At 47.4% G+C, this 23,959-nt stretch carries 21 protein-coding genes and 1 pseudogene; 9 read left to right on the top strand and 13 right to left on the bottom strand.

What is annotated here, in order from left to right; translation table 11 throughout:
- Positions 1 to 10 precede the first annotated feature (10 nt).
- The 6 genes from atpH to glmU all read left to right on the top strand — a co-directional run bounded on the left by atpH (position 11) and on the right by glmU (position 6,400).
- On the top strand, positions 11 to 544 hold the full coding sequence (atpH, locus tag ATG66_RS20010; protein WP_098417009.1) for a F0F1 ATP synthase subunit delta: 534 nt from the start codon (positions 11 to 13) through the stop codon (positions 542 to 544).
- A gap of 13 nt (positions 545 to 557) precedes the next feature.
- On the top strand, positions 558 to 2,099 hold the full coding sequence (gene atpA, locus ATG66_RS20005) for a F0F1 ATP synthase subunit alpha (RefSeq protein WP_098417007.1): 1,542 nt from the start codon (positions 558 to 560) through the stop codon (positions 2,097 to 2,099).
- 44 nt (positions 2,100 to 2,143) lie between these two features.
- Positions 2,144 to 3,010 (top strand): F0F1 ATP synthase subunit gamma, encoded by an 867-nt coding sequence (gene atpG, locus ATG66_RS20000; protein ID WP_098417005.1) that lies wholly within the window; start codon positions 2,144 to 2,146, stop codon positions 3,008 to 3,010.
- Positions 3,011 to 3,045: 35 nt separating this feature from the next.
- Complete coding sequence (gene atpD, locus ATG66_RS19995; protein ID WP_098417003.1) at positions 3,046 to 4,449, top strand: F0F1 ATP synthase subunit beta; 1,404 nt, start codon at positions 3,046 to 3,048, stop codon at positions 4,447 to 4,449.
- Between the two features lie 18 nt (positions 4,450 to 4,467).
- Positions 4,468 to 4,890: a F0F1 ATP synthase subunit epsilon gene (locus tag ATG66_RS19990; RefSeq protein WP_098417001.1), complete on the top strand. Its 423-nt coding sequence runs from the start codon at positions 4,468 to 4,470 to the stop codon at positions 4,888 to 4,890.
- Positions 4,891 to 5,038: 148 nt separating this feature from the next.
- Positions 5,039 to 6,400, top strand: a complete 1,362-nt coding sequence (gene glmU / locus ATG66_RS19985) for a bifunctional UDP-N-acetylglucosamine diphosphorylase/glucosamine-1-phosphate N-acetyltransferase GlmU (protein WP_098416999.1) — start codon at positions 5,039 to 5,041, stop codon at positions 6,398 to 6,400.
- 84 nt (positions 6,401 to 6,484) lie between these two features.
- Here glmU and ATG66_RS19980 read toward each other — a convergent pair.
- Together ATG66_RS19980 and punC are read right to left on the bottom strand one after the other, a co-directional pair.
- Positions 6,485 to 6,823 (bottom strand): annotated as a pseudogene (locus ATG66_RS19980) (hypothetical protein).
- Between the two features lie 52 nt (positions 6,824 to 6,875).
- Positions 6,876 to 8,081 (bottom strand): purine nucleoside transporter PunC, encoded by a 1,206-nt coding sequence (gene punC / locus ATG66_RS19975; RefSeq protein ID WP_098416997.1) that lies wholly within the window; start codon positions 8,079 to 8,081, stop codon positions 6,876 to 6,878.
- Positions 8,082 to 8,234: 153 nt separating this feature from the next.
- Here punC and punR point away from each other — a divergent pair, with 153 nt between their 5' ends.
- A complete protein-coding gene (gene punR, locus ATG66_RS19970) occupies positions 8,235 to 9,137 on the top strand; it encodes a DNA-binding transcriptional activator PunR (RefSeq protein WP_098416996.1) in 903 nt (300 codons plus the stop codon).
- A 33-nt stretch (positions 9,138 to 9,170) separates the two neighbouring features.
- Here the strand turns inward: punR and ilvA are convergent, their stop codons facing one another.
- The 5 genes from ilvA to ilvG are packed head-to-tail and all read right to left on the bottom strand — an operon-like array spanning position 9,171 to position 15,470.
- Complete coding sequence (gene ilvA, locus ATG66_RS19965; protein WP_098416994.1) at positions 9,171 to 10,715, bottom strand: threonine ammonia-lyase, biosynthetic; 1,545 nt, start codon at positions 10,713 to 10,715, stop codon at positions 9,171 to 9,173.
- A gap of 5 nt (positions 10,716 to 10,720) precedes the next feature.
- Positions 10,721 to 12,562, bottom strand: coding sequence for a dihydroxy-acid dehydratase (gene ilvD / locus ATG66_RS19960; RefSeq protein WP_098416993.1), 1,842 nt, complete (start codon positions 12,560 to 12,562; stop codon positions 10,721 to 10,723).
- A gap of 14 nt (positions 12,563 to 12,576) precedes the next feature.
- A complete protein-coding gene (ilvE, locus tag ATG66_RS19955; RefSeq protein WP_098416991.1) occupies positions 12,577 to 13,515 on the bottom strand; it encodes a branched-chain-amino-acid transaminase in 939 nt (312 codons plus the stop codon).
- 12 nt (positions 13,516 to 13,527) lie between these two features.
- Positions 13,528 to 13,812 carry an acetolactate synthase 2 small subunit gene (gene ilvM, locus ATG66_RS19950; protein ID WP_098416990.1) on the bottom strand — a complete coding sequence of 95 codons (285 nt, stop codon included), beginning with the start codon at positions 13,810 to 13,812 and terminating at the stop codon, positions 13,528 to 13,530.
- An 11-nt stretch (positions 13,813 to 13,823) separates the two neighbouring features.
- A complete protein-coding gene (ilvG, locus tag ATG66_RS19945) occupies positions 13,824 to 15,470 on the bottom strand; it encodes an acetolactate synthase 2 catalytic subunit (protein WP_098416988.1) in 1,647 nt (548 codons plus the stop codon).
- Between the two features lie 464 nt (positions 15,471 to 15,934).
- Between ilvG and ATG66_RS19940 the strand changes: the two genes are divergently transcribed.
- Positions 15,935 to 17,458, top strand: a complete 1,524-nt coding sequence (locus tag ATG66_RS19940) for a YifB family Mg chelatase-like AAA ATPase (protein ID WP_098416987.1) — start codon at positions 15,935 to 15,937, stop codon at positions 17,456 to 17,458.
- Between the two features lie 58 nt (positions 17,459 to 17,516).
- Here ATG66_RS19940 and ATG66_RS19935 read toward each other — a convergent pair whose 3' ends face one another.
- The 6 genes from ATG66_RS19935 to ATG66_RS19910 all read right to left on the bottom strand — a co-directional run bounded on the left by ATG66_RS19935 (position 17,517) and on the right by ATG66_RS19910 (position 22,797).
- On the bottom strand, positions 17,517 to 18,473 hold the full coding sequence (locus tag ATG66_RS19935; RefSeq protein WP_098416985.1) for a DUF2860 domain-containing protein: 957 nt from the start codon (positions 18,471 to 18,473) through the stop codon (positions 17,517 to 17,519).
- A 366-nt stretch (positions 18,474 to 18,839) separates the two neighbouring features.
- Positions 18,840 to 19,442, bottom strand: a complete 603-nt coding sequence (locus tag ATG66_RS19930; protein ID WP_098416983.1) for a thiol:disulfide interchange protein DsbA/DsbL — start codon at positions 19,440 to 19,442, stop codon at positions 18,840 to 18,842.
- Between the two features lie 50 nt (positions 19,443 to 19,492).
- Positions 19,493 to 20,479: a serine/threonine protein kinase gene (locus tag ATG66_RS19925; protein ID WP_098417137.1), complete on the bottom strand. Its 987-nt coding sequence runs from the start codon at positions 20,477 to 20,479 to the stop codon at positions 19,493 to 19,495.
- 55 nt (positions 20,480 to 20,534) lie between these two features.
- A complete protein-coding gene (gene ccoG, locus ATG66_RS19920) occupies positions 20,535 to 21,956 on the bottom strand; it encodes a cytochrome c oxidase accessory protein CcoG (protein WP_098416982.1) in 1,422 nt (473 codons plus the stop codon).
- A 263-nt stretch (positions 21,957 to 22,219) separates the two neighbouring features.
- Entirely contained in the window at positions 22,220 to 22,486 is a 267-nt protein-coding gene (locus tag ATG66_RS19915; protein WP_098416980.1) for a YihD family protein, read from the bottom strand.
- A gap of 143 nt (positions 22,487 to 22,629) precedes the next feature.
- Positions 22,630 to 22,797 carry a hypothetical protein gene (locus ATG66_RS19910; protein WP_098416978.1) on the bottom strand — a complete coding sequence of 56 codons (168 nt, stop codon included), beginning with the start codon at positions 22,795 to 22,797 and terminating at the stop codon, positions 22,630 to 22,632.
- 296 nt (positions 22,798 to 23,093) lie between these two features.
- Here ATG66_RS19910 and ATG66_RS19905 point away from each other — a divergent pair, with 296 nt between their 5' ends.
- The gene (locus ATG66_RS19905) at positions 23,094 to 23,900 is read left to right on the top strand and encodes a sporulation protein (RefSeq protein WP_179885747.1); all 807 of its coding nucleotides are present in this window, start codon (positions 23,094 to 23,096) and stop codon (positions 23,898 to 23,900) included.
- Positions 23,901 to 23,959 lie beyond the last annotated feature (59 nt).

Raw genomic sequence — 23,959 nt, 5'->3', positions numbered from 1 at the left:
GGGGGCGCATATGTCTGATTTGACTACTATCGCACGCCCCTATGCTAAAGCAGCCTTCGACTTTGCTTTAGGGGAAGACCAGTTGGACCAATGGGGCCAAATGTTGTCTTTTGCTGCTGAAGTGGCTAAAAACGAACAAATAAAAGAACTTCTAACGGGGTCTGTTTCTGCTGAGAAAATGGCGGAAATATTTGTTGCAGTTTGCGGCGAACAAGTTGATGCACACGGTCAAAACCTTTTGAAGGTGATGGCTGAGAATGGTCGTTTAGCGGCCCTTCCTGATGTTTGTATAGAGTTCTTCGCGTTGAAGAAAGAACATGAGAAAGAAGTTGATGTTGAAGTCATTTCAGCAACAGAACTTTCTGATGAGCAGCTTGCAAATATTAGCAGCAAACTTGAAAAGCGTCTTGAACGCAAAGTGAAGCTGAATTGCAGTGTAGAAGAGACCCTACTTGGTGGGGTTATTATTCGAGCCGGAGACCTAGTCATCGATAACTCAGCGCGTGGTCGTTTGAACCGCCTGAGCGATGCATTGCAGTCTTAATGGGGATTGGAGCATGCAACTTAATTCCACGGAAATTAGCGAACTGATCAAACAACGTATCGAATCTTTCGACGTTGTTAGTGAAGCTCGCAACGAGGGTACTATCATCTCGGTAAGTGATGGTATCATCCGCATCCACGGCCTAGCGGACGTGATGCAAGGTGAAATGATTGAATTACCGGGTGGCCGTTATGCACTGGCACTTAACCTAGAGCGTGACTCTGTTGGTGCGGTTGTAATGGGCCCATATGCTGACCTTAAGGAAGGCATGAAAGTTACAGGTACTGGCCGCATTCTTGAAGTGCCAGTTGGTCCAGAACTACTAGGCCGCGTCGTTAATACGCTGGGTGAGCCTATCGATGGTAAAGGTCCAATCGAAGCGAAATTAACTTCGCCTGTAGAAATGATCGCACCAGGTGTAATCGAACGTAAATCGGTAGACCAACCAGTGCAAACTGGTTATAAGTCAGTTGACTCAATGATCCCTATCGGTCGTGGTCAGCGTGAACTTATCATCGGTGACCGCCAGATTGGTAAAACTGCACTGTCTATTGACGCGATCATTAACCAGAAAAACTCTGGTATTTATTCAATCTACGTAGCTATCGGTCAAAAAGCATCGACTATCGCTAACGTAGTTCGCAAACTAGAAGAGCATGGTGCACTACAAAATACTATCGTAGTGGTTGCATCCGCTTCTGAATCTGCAGCGCTGCAATACCTAGCGCCATATGCAGGTTGTGCGATGGGTGAATACTTCCGTGATCGCGGCGAAGATGCACTGATTGTTTATGATGATCTATCTAAGCAAGCCGTTGCTTACCGTCAGATCTCTCTACTACTGAAACGTCCACCAGGCCGTGAGGCATTCCCAGGTGACGTATTCTACTTACACTCTCGTCTGCTAGAGCGTGCTGCTCGTGTAAACGAAGAGTATGTAGAGCGTTTCACTAATGGTGAAGTGAAAGGTAAAACAGGTTCTTTAACTGCACTACCTATCATTGAAACTCAAGCCGGTGATGTGTCAGCATTCGTACCGACTAACGTAATCTCGATTACCGATGGTCAGATCTTCCTGCAAACTGAGCTATTCAACGCCGGTGTTCGTCCAGCCGTTGACCCAGGTATCTCAGTCTCTCGTGTAGGTGGTTCAGCTCAGACGAAAATCATCAAGAAACTATCAGGTGGTATCCGTACAGCATTAGCTGCATACCGTGAACTAGCGGCATTTGCTCAGTTCTCTTCTGATCTTGATGAAGCGACGAAGAAACAGCTAGACCATGGTCAAAAAGTAACAGAGCTAATGAAGCAGAAGCAGTACGCTCCAATGTCTGTATTTGATCAAGCGTTAACTATCTTCGCAGCAGAGCGTGGTTACCTAGATGATGTAGAACTCAACAAAGTTCTAGATTTCGAGGCGGCTCTACTATCGTACGCTCGCGGTCAATACGCTGAACTAGCAGCTGAGATCGACAAGTCTGGTGCTTATAACGATGAAATCGAAGCTCAGTTGAAGAAACTGACTGACGAATTCACAGCAACCCAAACTTGGTAATTAGATCGGTGGCAGTTTCTGCCACCAACTAACGGAGAGTAACGATGGCCGGCGCAAAAGAGATACGTAATAAAATCGGTAGTGTTAAAAGCACGCAGAAAATTACGAAAGCGATGGAAATGGTGGCAGCTTCAAAAATGCGTCGTTCTCAAGATGCAATGGAAGCTTCTCGTCCATACGCTGAAACAATGCGTAAAGTGATCGGTCATGTGGCTAACGCAAACCTAGAGTACCGTCATCCGTACCTAGAAGAGCGTGAAGCCAAACGTGTTGGTTACATCATCGTTTCGACAGACCGTGGTCTGTGTGGCGGCTTGAACATTAACGTGTTCAAAAAGTCGGTGACAGACATGAAAGCATGGAAAGAGAAAGGTGCTGAAATTGAGCTAGCGGTTGTTGGTTCAAAGGCAACTGCTTTCTTCAAACATGGTGGCGCAAAAGTTGCGGCACAGGTTTCTGGATTGGGTGATAACCCAAGTTTAGAAGACCTAATCGGTTCTGTTGGCGTAATGCTGAAAAAATACGATGAAGGTAAACTGGACCGTCTATATGTAGTGTTCAACAAGTTTGTTAACACTATGGTTCAGCAACCGACGATCGATCAAATGCTACCTTTGCCTAAATCGAACAGCGAAGATATGCAGCGTGAGCACTCATGGGACTACATTTATGAGCCTGAGCCGAAACCTTTACTGGATACGCTATTAGTGCGTTACGTAGAGTCTCAGGTATACCAAGGTGTGGTTGAGAATCTTGCTTGTGAGCAAGCGGCTCGAATGATTGCGATGAAGGCTGCAACGGATAATGCAACCAACTTGATTGATGATTTAGAACTTGTGTACAACAAAGCCCGTCAGGCTGCGATCACACAAGAACTGTCTGAAATCGTTGGCGGTGCATCTGCGGTTTAGGCTTAGGTAAAACGAAACAGTTTAGAGGATTAACGATGGCTACAGGTAAGATCGTACAGATCATCGGTGCGGTAGTCGACGTAGAGTTCCCACAGAGCAATGTACCTAGTGTATATGACGCTCTAAACGTAACGGACTCAAAAGAACGTTTGGTTCTTGAAGTTCAACAACAGCTAGGCGGTGGTGTAGTTCGTTGTATCGTTATGGGTAGCTCTGATGGTTTACGTCGTGGAGTGGAAGTGGTTAACACAGGCGCTCCAATTTCAGTACCAGTCGGTACTAAAACTCTAGGTCGTATCATGAACGTCCTAGGTGACGCGATTGACGAGCGTGGTGAAGTGGGAGCGGAAGAAGTTTACTCTATTCACCGCAGCGCACCAAGCTACGAAGAACAGTCAAACGAAACAACGCTTCTAGAAACGGGTGTTAAAGTAATCGACCTAATTTGTCCATTCGCTAAGGGTGGTAAAATCGGTCTATTCGGTGGTGCAGGTGTAGGTAAGACCGTTAACATGATGGAACTTATCAACAACATCGCACTTCAGCACTCAGGTCTATCAGTATTTGCAGGTGTTGGTGAACGTACTCGTGAAGGTAACGATTTCTACTACGAGATGCAGGAAGCGGGCGTTGTAAACGTTGAGAAGCCTGAAGAATCAAAAGTAGCAATGGTTTACGGTCAGATGAACGAGCCACCAGGCAACCGTCTACGTGTTGCACTGACTGGTCTAACAATGGCAGAGCGTTTCCGTGACGAAGGTCGTGACGTACTACTGTTCATTGATAACATCTACCGTTACACGCTAGCAGGTACAGAGGTTTCAGCACTACTAGGGCGTATGCCTTCAGCGGTAGGTTACCAGCCAACTCTTGCAGAAGAGATGGGTGTACTTCAGGAACGTATCACGTCAACGAAAACGGGTTCTATCACGTCTGTCCAGGCGGTATACGTACCTGCGGATGACTTGACTGACCCGTCTCCGGCTACGACGTTCGCGCACTTGGATGCAACGGTTGTACTTAACCGTAATATCGCGGCGATGGGCCTATATCCGGCGATCGACCCGCTAGATTCAACATCTCGTATGCTTGATCCCCTAGTTGTTGGTCAAGATCACTACGATGTGGCTCGTGGCGTTCAGCAAACTCTTCAGCGCTATAAAGAGCTGAAAGATATCATTGCGATTCTAGGTATGGACGAGCTATCTGAAGAAGATAAGCAAGTTGTATCTCGTGCACGTAAGATTGAGCGTTTCCTAACTCAGCCTTACCACGTAGCGGAAGTATTTACAGGCGACCCTGGTGTTTACGTATCTCTAAAAGAGACTCTACGTGGCTTTAAAGGTCTATTAGCTGGTGAATACGACGACATTCCTGAGCAGGCATTTATGTACTGCGGTAGCATCGACGATGCTATTGAGAATGCGAAGAAGCTATAAGGCTAACTAGGAGGCGATATGGCAGCAATAACCTTTCACCTAGACGTAGTAAGCGCCGAGAGGAAAATCTTTTCTGGACGTGTTGAAACGTTTCAGGTGACCGGTAGCGAAGGTGAACTTGGTATTTTCCATGGTCACACACCGCTGCTGACCGCTATCAAGCCTGGTATGGTGCGTATTGTGAAACAGCACGGCCACGAAGAAATTATTTATGTTTCTGGTGGTATGGTTGAGATCCAGCCTGGTACAGCGACTGTACTAGCGGATACAGCTATCCGTGGTGAAGAACTAGACGCAGCGAAGGCAGAAGAAGCCAAACGCCGCGCTGAGGAGGAAATCCAAAATCAGCATGGTGACATGGACTTCGCACAAGCGGCCAGTGAACTGGCTAAAGCCATGGCTCAGCTACGAGTTATCGAGCTGACAAAAAAGCGTCGCTAAGCTCAATTAGCAACGTTGCATGAAAAAAGGCGGCCAATTGGTCGCCTTTTTGATTAATTTTAGTTGGAAATTTACCTTACTCCATTAACTATTTAAAAAGAGCTGTTTAAAATAACGGCCAATTAACATAAACGTCCATAGGTTCTCAATGAAATTCAGTGCTGTGATTCTTGCTGCGGGTAAAGGCACCCGTATGCATTCGAATATGCCTAAAGTGCTACACCCTTTAGCCGGGAAGCCAATGGCAAAACATGTGATTGATACATGTATCTGCCTTGGCGCACAAAATATTCACTTAGTGTTTGGTCATGGTGGCGACCAAATGCAAACCACTCTTATTAATGAGCCTGTTAATTGGGTGCTTCAGGCAGATCAGCTAGGTACCGGTCATGCGGTTGATCAAGCGTCACCGCGCTTTGAAGACGATGAAAAAATATTAGTACTGTATGGCGATGTTCCACTCATTTCCGCTGAAACAATAGAAAACTTACTTGATGCTCAACCAACTGGTGGTATTGCGCTGTTAACCGTGATGTTGGATAACCCAGCGGGTTATGGACGTATTATTCGTAAAAATGGCCCTGTGGTCGCGATCGTTGAGCAAAAAGATGCGACGGAAGAGCAAAAGCAGATTAAAGAGATTAATACGGGCGTCATGGTGGCGACGGGGGGCGATCTTAAACGTTGGTTGTCAGGTTTAAACAACAATAACTCGCAAGGCGAATACTACCTGACCGACGTTATTGCGGCGGCGCACGATGAAGGCCGCGCCGTGGAAGCGGTACACCCAGTCAATGCGATTGAAGTTGAAGGGGTTAACGACCGTGCTCAATTGGCACGTCTAGAGCGTGCGTTCCAAGCCATGCAAGCTCAAAAGCTATTAGAACAAGGCGTAATGCTACGCGACCCAGCACGCTTTGACCTACGCGGGGAACTGCAGTGCGGCATGGATTGTGAAATCGATGTAAACGTGGTCATTGAAGGTAACGTATCACTCGGTGATAACGTCATTATCGGTGCCGGCTGTGTGTTGAAAGACTGTGAAATCGATGACAATACCATTGTTCGCCCTTACAGCGTGATCGAAGGCGCGACAGTCGGTGAAGAGTGTACGGTGGGACCATTTACTCGTCTTCGTCCTGGAGCAGAGATGCGCAACGATTCTCACGTCGGCAACTTTGTTGAAGTGAAAAACACGCGTCTTGGTGAAGGGTCGAAAGCGAATCACCTTACTTATCTAGGTGATGCCGAAATTGGCCAGCGCACTAACATTGGTGCGGGCACGATCACTTGCAACTATGACGGCGCGAACAAGTTTAAAACCGTGATCGGCGATGACGTATTTATTGGTTCTGACAGCCAGTTAGTGGCACCCGTCACTATTGCTGATGGTGCGACTATCGGCGCGGGTACAACGTTGACCAAAGATGTTGAAAAAGGTGAGTTAGTGATTACTCGCGTTAAAGAGCGCAAAATTACTGGCTGGAAACGTCCAGTGAAACAGAAATAACGCTTCTTACACAGCATTCCTAAATAGGTGAAATCAAGCTGCTTACAATGAGCGGCTTGATTGTTTTTAGCGTGTGCTGAACAATTAGTGGCTGGGTATGACGATGCATTTTTTTAGCCACCGAACCGTTTGAGAAACGAATAGGATGAGTAACAAGTACTCCAGAACGCGAAAGGTATAAATCTCCAAGAGTAAGTACTCATTCACCACCAGCTTATTCGCTCGCCGCGTGAGATCGCTTAAACCGAGTGTCATGGCAAAGAGCATACTACTTGGATCGTATCGCTGAACCCTGCCATGAGAAATTTAAAGTTTATCAAGCCTTGTTCAGTAGACGGAGCGAGCACATACCAACTCCACTGATCATTAGAGCACCCCCGTTAGCAACAATAAAGAAATCAGCCATAGATATCGATAGGTCATATTTGCTCATACAGAGCCGCATCAGCATGCGGGCTCTTTATGGTCAGAACGATTAAAGCTCGTCTTCACTCACCACACGTGAATTATCAGGCGTGGTGAAGTGCTTGGACAGATCGCGATTGGATAAAACATACCCCATCCACAAACCACCCATACAAATCATGATGGCGACGCCGGTTACGGTTTGAGCTTGACTCGCCATGGCTGCAACGAGCGCACTTGCAAGGCTGCTCACACAAATTTGTAAACTGTTTTGTAACCCAGCTGCAGTGGCAGGGCTCTGTTTTGCACTGGCTAAGGCGCGGTTGACCACGATAGGGTACAGCGCCCCGTTTGCCACGGCAATCAAACAAAATGGTGCGAGAATTGGCCAGATAGACGACAATGCCCATTGCGATGCGATAAAAATCATCAGTGATGCCACACTGAATAAGCCAATCAACTGACGCAGCACTTTTTCGTCCCCAAATTTACGCACACCCACTTTACCGAGGTAGCCGCCGACCATAAACGCAATTGTTTGTGGGATAAAGCTGAGGCCGATGTCTTTTGCTTCGTAGCCGAGCTGAGCCATGATTTCTGGCATACCGGTTAGGTAAGCGAAGAATGCCGCTGAAGCCGTAGCAAACATAAATACGTTTCCGAGGTACTTCTTAGACCCAAGAAGTGCTTTGATGTCGGCAGACACACTGGTTTGTTTGACTTCTGCTTTTTCATCTTTCTGAAGCATGGTTGCGATGATAAGCAGCACTCCGACCAGTGTTAGCGCGAAAAAAATACTGTGCCAACCAAAATTGTCAGCCAATAAAACACCGAACTGAGGAGCCAACGCCGGCGATAACGCGACCAATGGCATAATCGTTGCGAATATTTGCTGACTACTGCTGGAGTGACGCTGGATGACCATCGCTTGCCAGATAACCGCTGGAGCGCATACACCAATCGCTTGAATAAAGCGCAGGGTTAACAATTGCCACACTTGGTCACAGAAAGCTAAACCAAATGATGCAATGGTAAACAGCACCAAGCCTACGGCCAGTGTATTACGATGACCAAACTTATCGGATGCCAGTCCCCACATAAGTTGACCAATCGCCATCCCTCCCAAAAAGACAGTTAAAGAGAGTGCGATTTGTTCTGGTCCAGTGGCAAAGTCAATTTCCATCGCTTTGAAGGCTGGAAGGTACATATCGGTGGCCACAAAGCCGAGCATCGAAAGAGCTATGAGATATACGAGTTGTAGTTTTGATATTTTCATTTTCAACCAATCAAATTATTTAATTAATTATTAGTGAAAATCAGTCGGAAATAGCCCTGATTTACTTACTTAACCATTCTATTTTTAGATTTTAAGAAAATAAAACGTTAAAATTTTTAGTTATCAATCAAATTTTTTGAAAGGTAGAATGACATGTTCTCCAAATCATCATTGGAAATGCTGGATACTGTGGCTCGATTAGGCAGTTTTACCGCCGCAGCCGAGGTCTTGCACAAAGTCCCTTCGGCGATTAGCTATGGTGTTCGCCAAGTGGAGCAAGATCTGGATGTGGTGCTGTTTCGTCGTCTTCCGCGTAAAGTGGAATTGACCGCAGCTGGTGAACTGTTTATTACCGAAGCACGCATGTTGCTCCGGCAAATGGCCGAGATTAAGGCGCAAACACGCCGCGCAGCACACGGTTGGAAATCAACGTTAAAACTGACGTTAGATAACGTAGTGAAACTCGATAAACTTAAACCTCTGATTGAAGATTTTTATCGAGAGTTTGAGTTTGCAGAGCTGCAGATCAATATGGAAGTCTTTAATGGCTCTTGGGAGGCGATCGCCCAAGAGCGTGCGGATATTGTCATTGGAGCCACCTCGGCGGTTCCGGTTGGAGGTGATTTTGAAGTTCGAGACATGGGATCGTTAGACTGGGCATTGGTGATGTCACCCGCCCATCCTTGTGTGAGGCTGCAAACGTTGACGGAAGCAGCCGTCAGCCAATTTCCGGCCATCTGTTTGGATGATACATCAAATGTATTGCCTAAACGTCATACAGGCCACTATCCACAGCAACGCCGCTTGTTATTACCGAACTGGTACGCGGCGATTGAGTGTCTAAAAAATGGAATAGGGGTAGGGTATATGCCCCGCCATATTGCGATGCCGTTGATCAATGATGGTACGCTGGTGGAGAAAGTATTGCCAGATGATAAACCGCTCAGCCACTGTTGTCTGGTGTGGCGTAAAGATGATAATCATAAGTTAATCCAATGGATGGTGGACTATTTAGGATCGTCCACGCAATTGCATCAAGATTGGCTACAGTCTTAAAAGAAACCTCGCTAAGGCGAGGTTTTTTTTCGGTTACGATAAGAAGAATTTATAGGATGGATTCTCCGTTTCGTCCTTGCATTGGTAACCTAGTTCACGCAAATGCGCGGAAAACTGAGCCAAATCGCTTTCATCTAATTCGAAACCACACAAAACGCGTCCGTAGTCTGCACCGTGGTTACGGTAGTTGAATAAGCTGATGTTCCAATGCGTACCAAGCGTGCTTAAGAACTTCAACAGTGCACCGGGGTATTCAGGAAATTCAAAGCTATACAGACGTTCTTTCAGCGGTTTCGAGGGTTTACCACCGATCATGTAGCGAACGTGCAGCTTGGCCATTTCATCGTCAGATAAGTCCACCACTGGGTAGCCACCTGCTCGTAGGTCGTGAATGATCTGTTTAAGCTCTTCTTGGCCACCTAGCAGGCGTACACCCACAAAGATATTGGCCAGTTCGTCGTCGTTGTAGCGGTAATTAAACTCCGTCACCGCACGACCACCAATCAAATGACAGAACTCAAAGAAAGCGCCTTGGCGCTCAGGAATCGTAACCGCGAGTAAGCCTTCTCGTTTTTCACCCAACTCACAACGTTCTGATACATACCGTAAGCCATGGAAGTTGGTGTTAGCCCCAGAGAGTACGGTGCCAAGGCTCTTGTTCTTGAGTTTGTTTTGCTCGGCAAATTTCTTCAAACCTGCCAGCGCCAATGCTCCAGAAGGCTCCGCAATCGCACGAGTGTCTTCAAAAATGTCTTTTACTGCCGCGCAGATTTCATCACTTGAGACGGCGACATGACCATCAATGTATTTCTGACATAAACGGAAGGTTTCTTCCCCAATGCGTTTAACCGCTACACCATCAGCAAACATGCTGACCTGATCCAAGACAACGGGTTCGCCAGCATCGAGAGCCGCTTTTAAACAGGAAGAGTCTTCTGGTTCAACCGCGATGACTTTGATTTCTGGCATCAGCTGTTTGACCAGTACCGCGACGCCCGCCGCTAAGCCCCCGCCGCCAACTGGAACAAAAATGTAATCAAGGTGGCCATTTTGCTGCAGCATTTCCATGCCAATCGTACCTTGGCCCGCAATCACTAATGGGTGGTCGAAAGGGGGAACAAACGTGTAGCCATGTTCCGCTGACAAACGCTCTGCCTCGGCTTTGGCTTCATCAAAGTTGTTGCCATGCAGAACCACATTGCCGCCAAAACTGCGTACGGCGTCGACTTTGATATCTGGAGTCGTCTTTGGCATCACAATGGTGGTTTTAATGCCCAGTTTTGTGCCAGAGAGTGCCATTCCCTGAGCGTGGTTACCTGCTGAAGCGGCAATCACCCCTGACGATTTTTGCTCTTCGGTTAAGCTTGCCACCATGTTGTAAGCACCGCGCAACTTAAATGAATGCACGGGTTGGCGGTCTTCACGTTTGATTTGGACATGATTACCAATTCGCGCCGACAAGCGAGGCATATCTTGCAGAGGTGTGACGGTTGCTACCTCATAAATCGGTGCACGGAGGATTTGGCGCAGATAGTCTGCGCCTGTTTGAGCCACTTTCTTTTCGGGTTGAGAATCCATCAGTGCTAACCCTCTAGCTTTGATTTGTCTCGCACAGCCCCTTTATCTGCACTGGTTGCCATACTGGCGTACGCTTTGAGTGCAAAAGAAACTTCACGTTGACGGGCGGCTGGCTTCCAGCCCTGTTTATCTTGCTTTGCTCGGCGCTCAGCGATCTCATTTTCTGTCACATCGAGGGTGATAGCACGGCTAGGGATATCAATAGTGATGATATCGCCATCTTGAACCAAACCGATAGTACCGCCACTGGCGGCCTCTGGAGACACATGACCAATCGACAGGCCCGAGGTACCACCGGAAAAGCGACCATCAGTGAGTAAGGCACAAGACTTACCCAGTCCCATCGATTTTAAGTAAGTGGTAGGGTAGAGCATTTCCTGCATGCCAGGGCCGCCTTTCGGACCTTCGTAACGGATCACGACCACTTCTCCCGCTTTCACCTTACCACCTAAGATGCCATCAACCGCGGAATCTTGGCTTTCGAAGACAATCGCAGGGCCTTGGAAGGTAAGATTTTCCTCATCCACACCTGCGGTTTTTACAATACAACCATCGACGGCAATGTTCCCAGACAGCACCGCTAGGCCACCTTCTTGGCTGAATGCGTTTTCTTTTGAGCGAATACAGCCATCAACGCGATCATCGTCGAGACGATCCCAGCGGCAGTCTTGTGAGAAGGCTTGGGTCGTACGGATGCCTGCTGGGCCTGCGCGGAAGAATGTTAGAATCTCTTGGTTTTCTGTTTGCATGATGTCGTACTCAGCAAGCTGCTGCTGCATGGTCATGCCGAGTACCGTGTGCGTACTGCCGTTTAACAACCCCGCACGGTCGAGCTCACCCAAGATAGCCATGACGCCACCAGCACGGTGCACATCTTCCATGTGATACTTCTGAGTCGAGGGGGCCACTTTACAAAGGTGTGGAACACGGCGAGACATTTCATCAATATCGTTCATATCGAAATCTACTTCACCTTCTTGTGCGGCAGCTAAAAGGTGCAGAACGGTATTGCTCGATCCGCCCATTGCGATGTCCAGCGCCATGGCGTTTTCAAAGGCGGCGCGGTTAGCGATGTTGCGAGGTAGCGCGGACTCATCATCTTGCTCGTAGTAACGTCGCGTTAGCTCAACGACACGTTTACCGGCGTTAATGAATAACTGTTCACGGTCGGCGTGTGTCGCCAGCATCGAGCCATTACCCGGCTGAGAGAGTCCTAGCGCTTCGGTTAAACAGTTCATTGAGTTGGCGGTAAACATGCCTGAGCACGATCCGCAGGTTGGACACGCACTGCGTTCGATCTGCTCGCTTTGTTGATCCGAGACGGTAGGATCCGCGCCTTGGATCATGGCGTCAACCAGATCGAGCTTAATGATCTGATCAGAGAGTTTGGTTTTCCCGGCTTCCATTGGGCCACCTGAAACAAAAATAACCGGAATATTGAGGCGCATCGCGGCCATCATCATTCCCGGTGTGATTTTGTCACAGTTAGAGATGCATACCATGGCATCGGCACAGTGCGCATTGACCATGTATTCTACAGAGTCGGCAATTAATTCACGTGATGGTAGCGAATACAGCATGCCGCCGTGGCCCATGGCGATGCCATCATCGACTGCGATAGTATTGAATTCTTTGGCGATACCGCCTGCTTTTTCGATTTCACCCGCAACTAACTGACCCATGTCTTTCAAGTGCACGTGACCTGGAACAAATTGAGTAAAGGAGTTCACCACTGCAATAATGGGCTTGCCGAAGTCTTCATCTTTTACCCCTGTTGCACGCCAGAGCGCACGAGCACCAGCCATGTTACGTCCATGTGTGGTGGTTGCTGATCTATATTTTGGCATTTCCTAATTCCTTCTTACTTCTGCTCTGGGTACACATAGTCTAACCAGCCCCATTTATCTTCCGTGGTGCCGTTAAAAAGACCAAAGTAGGCGTGTTGCAACTCTTTGGTGATTGGACCGCGCTTACCGCTGCCCACCTCAATTTTGTCGATGGTTGCCACAGGCACGACTTCCGCGGCGGTACCGGTCATAAATACTTCGTCAGCAAGGTAAAGCGCTTCACGAGCAATGGTCGTTTCGCGGACGTCGTAACCTTGGTCACGTGCAATGGTCATGATTGAGTCACGCGTGATACCTGGCAGGATTGCACTGGTTGCTGGTGGCGTTGTGATCACGCCGTCTTTAACCACAAAAATATTTTCACCGGCGCCTTCCGATAGGTAACCATCCACGCTAAGTGCGATGCCTTCGTCATACCCATTACGACGCGCTTCACCACCCACCAGTAGTGAGGACAGGTAGTTACCACCTGCTTTTGCGGCGGTTGGGATGGTATTAGGTGCCGCGCGGTTCCAACTAGAAATCATCGCATCTACCCCTTTTTCTAGCGCTTCTTCACCCAGATAAGACCCCCAAGGGAAGGCCGCAATGATCAGGTCCATTTCTGTGCCCACTGGTGGGCAAACGCCCAGACCCACATTGCCGACAAAGCCTAGTGGGCGGATGTAAGCACTATCCAACTGGTTTTGACGCAGTGTTTCGCGGGTGGCTTCCATGATTTCTTCTACAGAAAAAGGGATCGGGAAGCGGTAAATCTTGGCGGAATCTTTTAAACGTTTTGCGTGCTCATGGTGGCGGAAGACAATGGGTCCTTTTGGCGTGTTGTAACAACGTACCCCTTCAAATACCGAGGTACCGTAGTGCATGGCGTGCGTCAATACGTGGACGTTTGCTTCTGCCCATGGAACCATCTTGCCATTAAACCAAATGAAATCTGCAGTTTTTGTTGCCATTTATTGCCTTCCTTATGCACTGACATGTTGTTGTAAGTTGTGATTTGGCAGTTCATCGTTGCGGATTTTCAGTACCTCAACGTTACGAACGTCCCACAACTTCTCTATTTGATTGATCAAAAACGAGATTGGCCGATCGCTGTCGACGATGATCTCAACGCTGGCGACTTTACTTGCGTGGTTTTGTGTGGCAGCGACTTGTTTGATCACGAAACCTCGGTGACGAATCACACGCAGAACGCGCTCCAACAATACCGGTTTGTCATCGGCTTTGATGTCGAGTAAATATCTGTCCATGCGATGGTCTCCTATGTATTTTCCAACATATCACTGTTTGATGCGCCTGGTGGCACCAATGGCCACACGTTTTCTTCTTCATCAATCAAAACGTGAAGCATGTAAGAAGTTTCGCTTGCCAGCATCGCTTTCAGCGCTGGCTCCACTTCTTCTTTTTTGGTGATGGTTTTGCCCGGAATGTCGAAGGCTTTTGCCAACATCACGAAATCTGGGTTGTCATCAAGAATGGTTTCACTATGGCGACCGTCGAAAAACAGCGATTGCCACTGGCGCACCATGCCAAGACGTTGGTTGTTGAGGAGAACAATCTTCACTGGAATTTGGCGGCGTTTCAGCGTGCCCAATTCCTGAATATTCATCATGAATGACCCGTCACCTGTAATCAGGATAGACTGATCATCCGGCCGTGCGACGGCCGCGCCCATCGCGGCAGGTAAGCCAAACCCCATGGTGCCAAGCCCCGCTGAAGTGATGAAGTTTTGTGGATCGCGTGGTTGGATATGTTGCGCGGCCCACATTTGGTGCTGACCGACATCAGTCGACACAATTGAGCTATCCGGCATCATGTCTGAAAGCTGCTTAAGCAGAAGCGGTGCGTAGATTAACTCTCCCGGGTGATCGTAACGCCATTTAAAACCGCTGCGCAGGCTCTCACTGTGATGCACCCACGGTGAGATATCTTGAGACAGCTCTAGCTGAGGAAGAATGGTGTTGATGTCGCCACGCAGTGGGGCGTTGGCGTGGCGAAGCTTATGGATTTCAGCGGCATCAATGTCGATATGGATGACTTTGGCATGCGGCGCAAAGGTATCCAGTTTACCTGTTACTCGGTCATCAAAACGTGCACCGACCACAATCAATAAATCCGCTTCTTGAACCACCAAGTTGGCGGCTTTGGTGCCATGCATACCAAGCATGCCTAAATAGTGAGGATCATGACGTTCTATGCTGCCTAGGCCTTTTAGTGTACTGACTGTTGGCATTGGATTTAGGCGTAAAAACTCACGCACGGCATCGGTTGCTTTTGCGATCTGCACGCCGCCACCAACATACAATACCGGACGAGTTGAGGCTGCCAGTACGTCTTGCGCGCGTTTGATGTCTTCAGCGCTGACATCTTCAATGGCAGGCGCTACGTAGGGAGGTAACAAATCTGTTGGGGCTTGAGCAAGCTGAACGTCTTTGGCGATATCCACAAGCACTGGACCCGGACGACCCGTTTTAGCGACCTCAAAGGCTTCGGCGAGTGTTGGAGCAAGGTCGTCGATGTCAGTGACTAAGTAGCTGTGTTTCGTACAGGCGAGAGACATACCAATCACATCCATCTCTTGGAATGCATCGGTACCGATATGAGAGCTAGCAACCTGGCCTGTGATGGCGACAAGAGGAACGGAATCAAGAAAAGCGTCAGCAAGGCCAGTCACGAGGTTGGTGGCGCCGGGTCCGGAAGTGGCCATACAAACGGCAACATCTTGCGTTGCTCTTGCCATTCCGATGGCGGCCATGGCGGCCCCTTGTTCGTGTCGACATAAAATGTGTTCGACACCTCCGTCGTACAAGGCATCATAAATTGGCATGATGGCTCCACCAGGGTAACCAAAAATGGTTTCGATGCCTTGCTGTCTTAAAGCGGCTACGACAAGTTGTGCACCAGTCATCGTAAACCTCCTTTGCTACGTTGTGGCTCGTAGCGATTGCCATATTGTGTGCACTTCATGTGCGCTCCCATTCTTCCCGTTAAACTGTCCAAGGGTTAGACAGATGACAACTCGTAGTTGTAAAAAAACCCCCGGACCTTTCAGTGCGGGGGTTTTTTCTAATTTGTGGTTACCTATCGCCCACAATCCCCCGCGCGGTGCCAATAATGACCACGATAATCAGGGCTAGCAGAGTGTTGATATGAGCGAGTAGGTTCATCTGTCTGTCTTTTTGTTGTCGTTAAATTTTATTGTGTCATGTTCTACGAAATTGTTTGCGTTATTAGTGGTATCACACAATTCCGCTGCATGACAAGCAAAAAGTCATTCTTTTTTCACATTAACTCTCAATTTGGACGCGGTATATAACATAACCACATAGATAAAACATTTGCTTATAGAGTGTTCAATAATTTGGGGAGCGTATGGGCCTAGCAATCATTTACAGTCGAGCAAGTGTCGGGGTGCAAGCACCATCGGTGAGTGTAGAAGTTCATATCAGTAACGGCATGCCGGGTTTTACGTTGGTTGGCCTGCCAGAAACCACCGTAAAAGAAGCCAAAGACCGTGTGCGTAGTGCGATCATCAATTCTAATTTTCAATTTCCAGCGAAGCGCATCACCGTCAATTTAGCCCCGGCAGATTTGCCGAAAGAGGGGGGGCGTTTTGATTTGCCTATTGCATTAGGCATTTTGGCTGCTTCAGACCAAATCGCGACAGATAGGCTAAAAAATTACGAATTTATTGGTGAATTGGCATTATCTGGAGGTTTAAGACCGGTGAAAGGTGTGCTGCCTGCTGCATTAGAAGCGAGCAAGATCCCGCGCCATTTGGTCGTTCCTCATGTTAATGGTGATCAGGCGGCGTTGGTGGGCAAAGAGCAACATAAATCGGCGCAGTCTTTACTGGAAGTATGTGCCGAGTTGTGTGGTCAACATCGACTGAATCTTTTTCAAACGCCGAAGCGAAAAACGGTCGAAAAGCATGGTCGAGACTTGCAAGATATTATTGGCCAGCAACAGGGTAAGCGTGCATTGGAGATAGCGGCAGCGGGAAACCATAATTTATTGTTTTTAGGCCCTCCCGGTACCGGTAAGACGATGCTGGCGTCGCGGCTGTGTGATTTATTACCGGAGATGAGTGACGAAGAAGCGATGGAAACTGCTTCGGTTGCATCGCTGACCCAGAGCGAAATTAACGAACACAATTGGAAGTCACGACCGTTTCGTTCTCCGCATCATTCCAGTTCAATGGCGGCGTTAGTTGGTGGTGGCTCGATACCTCGACCTGGGGAGATTTCACTCGCTCATAATGGGTTACTGTTTTTAGATGAGATGGCTGAGTTTGATCGCAAAGTACTGGATTCTTTGCGAGAACCACTCGAATCTGGCCAAATCATTATCTCACGTGCGCAAGGTAAAACCCGTTTTCCCGCACGTTTTCAGCTGGTCGGGGCGCTCAACCCCAGTCCGACAGGGTTTTACGAGGGCAACCAAACCCGCACCAATCCGCAAGCGATCTTGCGCTACCTTGGTCGTTTATCGGGCCCGTTGCTTGATCGCTTTGATATGTCATTAGAAATACCAGCGTTGCCCAAAGGAACGTTGGCTGAAGGTGGGGAGCGAGGAGAGTCGACCTTTGTGGTCAAAAAACGTGTGAATCATGCACGCAATCATATGCTTAACCGCAGTGGCAAAGTGAATGCGCTGTTGGGCAGCCGAGAAATAGAAGCGTTTTGCCCTTTGCACAAAAGTGATGCGGAATTTCTTGAGACTGCGTTGCATCGACTGGGGCTGTCGATCCGTGCTTATCATCGAATCATTAAAGTGGCGCGCACTATCGCTGATCTTGAAGGTGCTGAGCAAATAGGTCGAGCTCATTTAGCGGAAGCGCTTGGGTATCGTGCGATGGATAGATTATTGAAACAACTCACGGCACAAGCGGTTTAGAGAAAGAGACCAATCCCATCGCAACAAGTCAGTAAGCGACTTGCTGCGATGAAGGGCGCTAGAAGGTGTAGTTTAAACCGAGTGACACTAGATACTCTTTTTCATCATAGAACATGATATTCGAGTCTGTTTGGCTGTAACCGGCTAAAGAGATGAATGACCAGTTTTGCCAGTCAAATACGTTTTGATATTCATAGGCCGCAAATAGGCTGATGGTGTCGTCATTTCGTGTTTTAGCAAAAGTTTGGCTAGCGGCTTGATAGTCTTTCCATGCATAACCTGCAGTGAGGGCCAACCGATGGCGATGGATAAATTTAAACCAGCTGATGTCAAATCCGTACGAATTAAATGATTCCGCCTTACCGTCGGCATCTTGATTAATATAGGTAAACGCCGGTTGCAACATGGATGTTTGATTAAGTGAAATCCGATAGTCACCTTTAACGTAGTAAAGGCTCGAATCGCGAGCGAGTGAACGGTCGGTTACTTCTTCTTGCTCAATGTCTTTATCAGCATAAGCGAGATCAAGGTTAAAGTTTTTATCAATCAAACCTTTGATTTGAAATCGATAGGCATTGCCGTCCACATCCGTTTCTTGACGAGCGGTTCCGATTTGATAGGGGTTGCGCCAGGTTTCGCCCTTGAGCACGGTCGGTAGATAGGAAATATCGAGTACGGTGCCGGACGGCAACTCGTGTTGATAGCCCAACTGAAAAGCGAGTGTACCGACCGCGACATCGGAACGTGTGGTACCCGCGTAAAGTTGGTGGTTGAGTCGGTTACCAAAGGTGTATGTCACGCTTCCTAGCGGCGCAGCGATAACAGAGTTGTCACTATCGGCCCGCTTATTGAGAGAGTCGATGGTGTTACTATTTTCTGTATTGAAGTTGGATTCTGATGAGACAAATCCGGCATTCAGCGAAATTTCACCGCCAAAACCTGCGGTTTCAGTGAGTTGAGCCTGAGCAGCACTGACGATAAAGGCCAAAGACAAAAGAGTTAGCCTTGGTTTCATTCGTTATCTCCTTATTGTGACATGAATGGTGCGAGGGGTGAGGTAACAAATCTGACCACTCTCATACACAGTCTAGTGGCGCAGTATAATTACACGCAGTTTTATTGTTCATGTATTACCACGGTTTTAAAGTGTTGTTTCTAAGCGTGAAAGCGATCACAACAACAGCCAATAAGATGATGTGGCTGCGGGCAACGACTCATGCAGGTATTTCAGCGATTTCCAACCGAGTAGAGTCGGGTGTTTAAGGTGGTGAGGGGCTTTTTAGCAAGATAGCTGGGAGGAGCAAGATAAAGTACAGCGATTAAATAAGAGAGATAAATAAAAAGGGAGCGATGCGCTCCCTTTTTGATGAAGTTGTTTGGCTTATTTTAGTGCTAGCAAGTGATTCACTAGAGAAAAGTATTCATCCATCGTTTTAATACTTTGTGCTTGAATCAAATATTTATTGTTGACGATAACCGCAGGTACGCCAGTTAGACCGCTGTTTTCAAACTGTTTGTCCATGCGACGAACCATAGAGTCGACGGCAAAGCCTTTGAAAGCCGCGTCGAATTTTTTCGCTTCTACTCCTTCGTCGAGGAAGATCTGGCGAAGTTCTGCATCGTCACGTGGTGCTTTACTCATATTGTGAATGCGGTTAAACATCACTGGCACCATTTTATCTTCAATCTTCAGTGCAACCATCGTCGCGTATGCCTTACTCATTGAAGGACCCATGTTACCCCCCATGAACGAGACATGGTTCTTTTGTAGCTTGGTGCCTTCAGGTAGTTGCTTCTTCAGTTGCTGAATCACTGGCTCAAAACTACTACAGTGTGGGCAGTAAAAAGAGAAAAACTCAGTAACCAGAGGTCTTTTTGATGCCTCAAGATCCAATACTTTGTAATGTTCACCTGCTTGGAATTGTGCTGCATGTGCTGACAGGCTAAGCATCAGCATAGAAAATAGTACAAACAGCTTTTTCATTTTAATATCTCCATTTTCGAATTGTTCGGCCTGACTTATTTAGGTTGTTATTACCAGTGAGGCATTAAAGATAGTGGGGCTTCTTCTAGAGTGGCAATTTGCTCTTTAAATGCGAGAACCTGATCTTCCCAGTATTTTGGCTCATTAAACCATGGAAAAGCGAGTGGAAACGCAGGGTCATGCCAACGTTTTGCTAGCCATGCCATATAGTGCACCATTCGTAGACCGCGAAGAGGTTCGATTAGTTTCAATTCCGCCGAGTTAAAATCGCAAAACTCTTGATAAGCTTCCAAAACAATATCCAGTTGCATCAATTTCTCTTGGCGTTCGCCACTCAGCAGCATCCACAAATCTTGCACCGCAGGGCCGTTACGTGAGTCATCTAAATCGACGAACATTGGTCCATCACGCCACAAAATATTGCCTGGATGACAATCCCCATGCAGGCGAATGGTGTTAAAACCTTGTTGCCAACGGTTTTCGATGGATTTGATCAGCATGTCCAGATCATTGAAGAAGCTGTTCTCTAAATGCATAGGAATCATGTTTGAGCGCTGCAGTGTTTCACGCGGTTGGTAAAGGTACTCTTGCAAACCAATGGTTGGGCGATGTCGGAATACTTGTCGACTGCCGACGTTATGGATACGACCAAGGAAGCGACCAACCCCTTCCAATTGGTTTAAGTTATCCACTTCAAATTGACGCCCACCGACACTATCAAATAACGCAAAGCTGTAACCTTGATAGTGGTGAAGAGTGTGGCCGTTAATGCGTACTGGTGGCGCAACTGGGATTTCGTTCTCGATCAGTTCCAAGGTGAAGTTGTGCTCTTCTTGGATTTGTTCGTTGCTCCAACGTTCTGGACGGTAGAATTTGACGACGTAGCGACGGCGCTCTTCGTCGATGAATTGATAAACACGATTTTCATAACTGTTTAGAGGAAGAAAACCAGATTCCGCGCGAACACCAATACTTTCTAACGCGTACCACATGAGATCTGGGGTAAGGGCGTTAAAGTTAAACATACTGTGGGACATATAAACAAAAAGGCTCATTGCTGAGCCTTTTTCCATTAGTCATCGAAGTTTGCCGTTATAACTTCTTAATAAAGCGGCTTTCTACTTCGATGGTGAATTCGTTGCTCTTATCGGTGAGTATAAACTGAATTGTCGTGATCGCAGAGTTTAGCGTGTCAGGATCAACGGCAAGACTCATGGGCAAGTTCAATACCTCACCCGGTTGAACCTGGATAGTTTGCTTACCGTACCAGTTTACATCCGGCAATCCCTCAACATCTAGCGAGTATTGTTGTACTTGTTGTGTTTTGTTGATCACTTTCAGTGTGTAGGTATTTTCTATTTCACCCGAGCTATTGACGCGGAACAGTTGGTTACGGTCGCGAATTACGCTCATGCCGGCTGGATCTACCGCAGCGACCTGAGCGAAGAATAAGCCTAGCATTACCAATAGTACGGCGCCATAGCCGAGTAGTTTAGGGCGCATCACTTTCGTCGTTTTCCCTGATAAGCGATGTTCAGTGGTGTAGCTGATCAGCCCTTTTTCATAGCCCATACGTTCCATGGTATGGTCACATGCATCAATACACGCACCGCAGTTGATGCATTCATACTGTAAGCCATCACGAATGTCGATGCCCGTAGGGCACACCTGGACACATAAATTACAATCAATACAATCACCCAAGCCGAGCTGTTTTGGGTCTGCTTTACGCGGGCGAGGACCACGCTTTTCACCGCGTTTTACATCGTACCCGACGATAAAGGTGTCTTTATCAAACATGGCAGATTGGAATCGTGCATAAGGACACATGTGAATACACATAATCGAGCGCATCCACCCAGCATTGCCGTAGGTACAGAGCGCAAAGAACATCACCCAAAACACAGGCCAGAAGCTGGCGTTAATCGTGAAGAAATTAATGACTAATTGCTGCATCGGCACGAAGTAACCAACGAAGGTGAAGCCGGTAGCGAGTGCAATAGCAAACCACGCGATGTGTTTCAGTGTTTTGCGCATGGCTAAGTTTGCCGTCATCTTGTTGGAGTCTTGCTTGCGGCGTTTATTGGCACTGCCCTCGAGCTTTTCTTCAAACCAGATGTACATGAACGTCCACACGGTTTGCGGGCACAAATAGCCACACCAAACTCGACCCAAAAAGGTGGTGATAAAAAACAACGCGAAGGCGGCGATCACAAACAGTAGCGCGAGTAGGGTGAGGTCTTGTGGGTAAAGGGTCGTGCCGAAAAAGTTGAATTGTTGATTACCGATATCGAGCAATATCGCTTGGCGTTCACCGTAAGGGATCCACGGTACCAGTGCAAACAGTAACAATAAAAACCACCCACCGTAGCGACGCAGTTTTTGGTAAGTCCCTTTACTCTCGCGTACGTAGATGCGGTTGCTTGGGTTGAACCGATCTCCGTTTCCTTTGTGAGTTTTGGGATTAAAGGTTTTAGGAGTCACATCTTTGATATCGATCTTATCCTGACTCATGCACTCATCCTTCTTAGGCTTTTTATAATGTACGGCGTCATTTCTATTGATGTCGCTCGATGACATTGCTGTTTTTATATTTTAGTAAATACTGATGGACGGCGATTATACAATCAATAACAATTTCTTTTCTTTAACGCAGTCAACCTTTAACAACAAAAGTCAGTACAGTTAACCCAATAATTGGCTGATCAGTTACAACCGTCGTGGTGCTGAAATGTTTGGTTCTAAAAAATCGCCGCAAAAAGTCGTTATTGGCCGGTTTATTTGATGATGCCGCGAGCGCGTAAGATGGCGGTTTTGAAATCTTCTTCTTGGTCTTTCTTTAGACCTGGGATCATGTCATCTTTGTGGCTGTTACGCATTTTAAGATGGTAGATCAGCACGTCGTCAGTGAGATCTTCCAACCTTCCTTCGTAACCTGCTTCTTGGGTTAATTTCACGATGAACGCTAATAGGTTCATGTCTTGATCTTTGTGCCACTCGGGTTCTAGCAGCTCAAGCAACTCTTCAATACGATGACACTTCATTTCTTTCTCCACAGAGTGTATTGGTGTAATGGAGCCTAAAGGTATCAAATTGCTTGGTGAAGACCAAACAAGAATAGGATTCATACCCAGTCATTCTCGTAGCGGATAGACAAAAAAAAGCGCAGCTTGCGCTGCGCTTTTGATTAAGCTGCTTTGATAACTTTGGTCGGAACACTCGACATCATTGCCGTCTTCTCAACCAATGTCATTGCTGGCGCAACTTGCTTTGCCTTTGGTGCAGTAGTAAAGCCACTGCGGCGGCGCATTGCACTAGTATTAGTGTGTGCGAACCTGACTGTTGTTGGGCGCATTAAATTACCTAACTGTCAGGCATCTCCATTGCCGATGTTATGGCCTGAATCATTATGAGCTAGGCTCCAACAAGATTGAAGAATCACTCTTTTGGCTCTCGCCAATCCAGTTAATGAGTCAGGAATACTGATATGCATGCATATCAAGTGTAAGGTTAGCATTCTTGTAATAATTGGTCGATAGTTGAACAGTTGAATTGTTTGGTTTTTGTCATTTTATGATAAATAACGAGGTGAATTTTGTTTGATCCCATGATCAGCAGGAGTAGTATGAAATCTGGACAAAGGAGGTGGCTATGTCATTTTTAAAGAAGACACTGGCAAGCTTTGGGATTGGGAGCGCGAAGGTCGACTCAATTCTAAACCAAGACGTGCTATACCCTGGTCAAAGTGTGAATGTGTCTATCCATGTTTATGGTGGTGCAACCGAACAGGCGATCGATAACATTGACTTAAAGCTTTGTTGTCGTTACATCGCGGAAGCGCCAGATGACCGAGGGGCGCAAGAAGGACACAGCATGCGCCGAGTCCCACAAACTCATGTGCTTGCGAAGTGGAGCCTCCCTTATGCATTTACTATCCATTCCGGTGAAGAGCGCACCTTCGATGTGACGCTCGAGGTGCCTTGGAATACACCGGTCACGATTGGAGATGCCAAAGTGTGGCTTGAAACCGGTTTAGACGTCGCCGCTGCTCTGGATCCGACCGATAAAGATACCCTCACCGTTCGACCTGACCCACTGATGGATGCGGTATTATCGGCATTTGAAGCGCAAGGTTTGCGCCTTCGCCAAGTGGAGTGTGAGGAAGTAAAAGGGTTCGACCTACCATTTGTGCAAGAATTTGAGATGGTGCCGACTGATGGGCCATACCATGGTGTGTGGCGTGAGTTAGAATTTGTCGCTCACCGTAACGAGCAAGAACTCAAGTTGTGGTTTGAAGTCGATCGTACACGCAAGGGCGAGGGTGGCATGCTCGCAAGCTTACTTGGGAGTGGAAAACTCAAGCGAGAATTGAGCATCCCTGTGAGCACGAACCTAGATGAGGTTGGTGAGCTTGTTCTCAGTTATCTCGACCAAACGACAGTTACGCACGAGTCTTAATTTAAGCTTACACGTGTAAGCTTAATGTGCGATACTAGGACAATTTCAAACTCTGGAAC

Origin of the sequence: Vibrio sp. ES.051 (genome assembly GCF_002563795.1) — a bacterium.
GTDB lineage: Bacteria > Pseudomonadota > Gammaproteobacteria > Enterobacterales > Vibrionaceae > Vibrio.
Note: the sequence above shows the minus strand (reverse complement) of the source record. Positions and strands in the feature narration are given on the sequence as shown.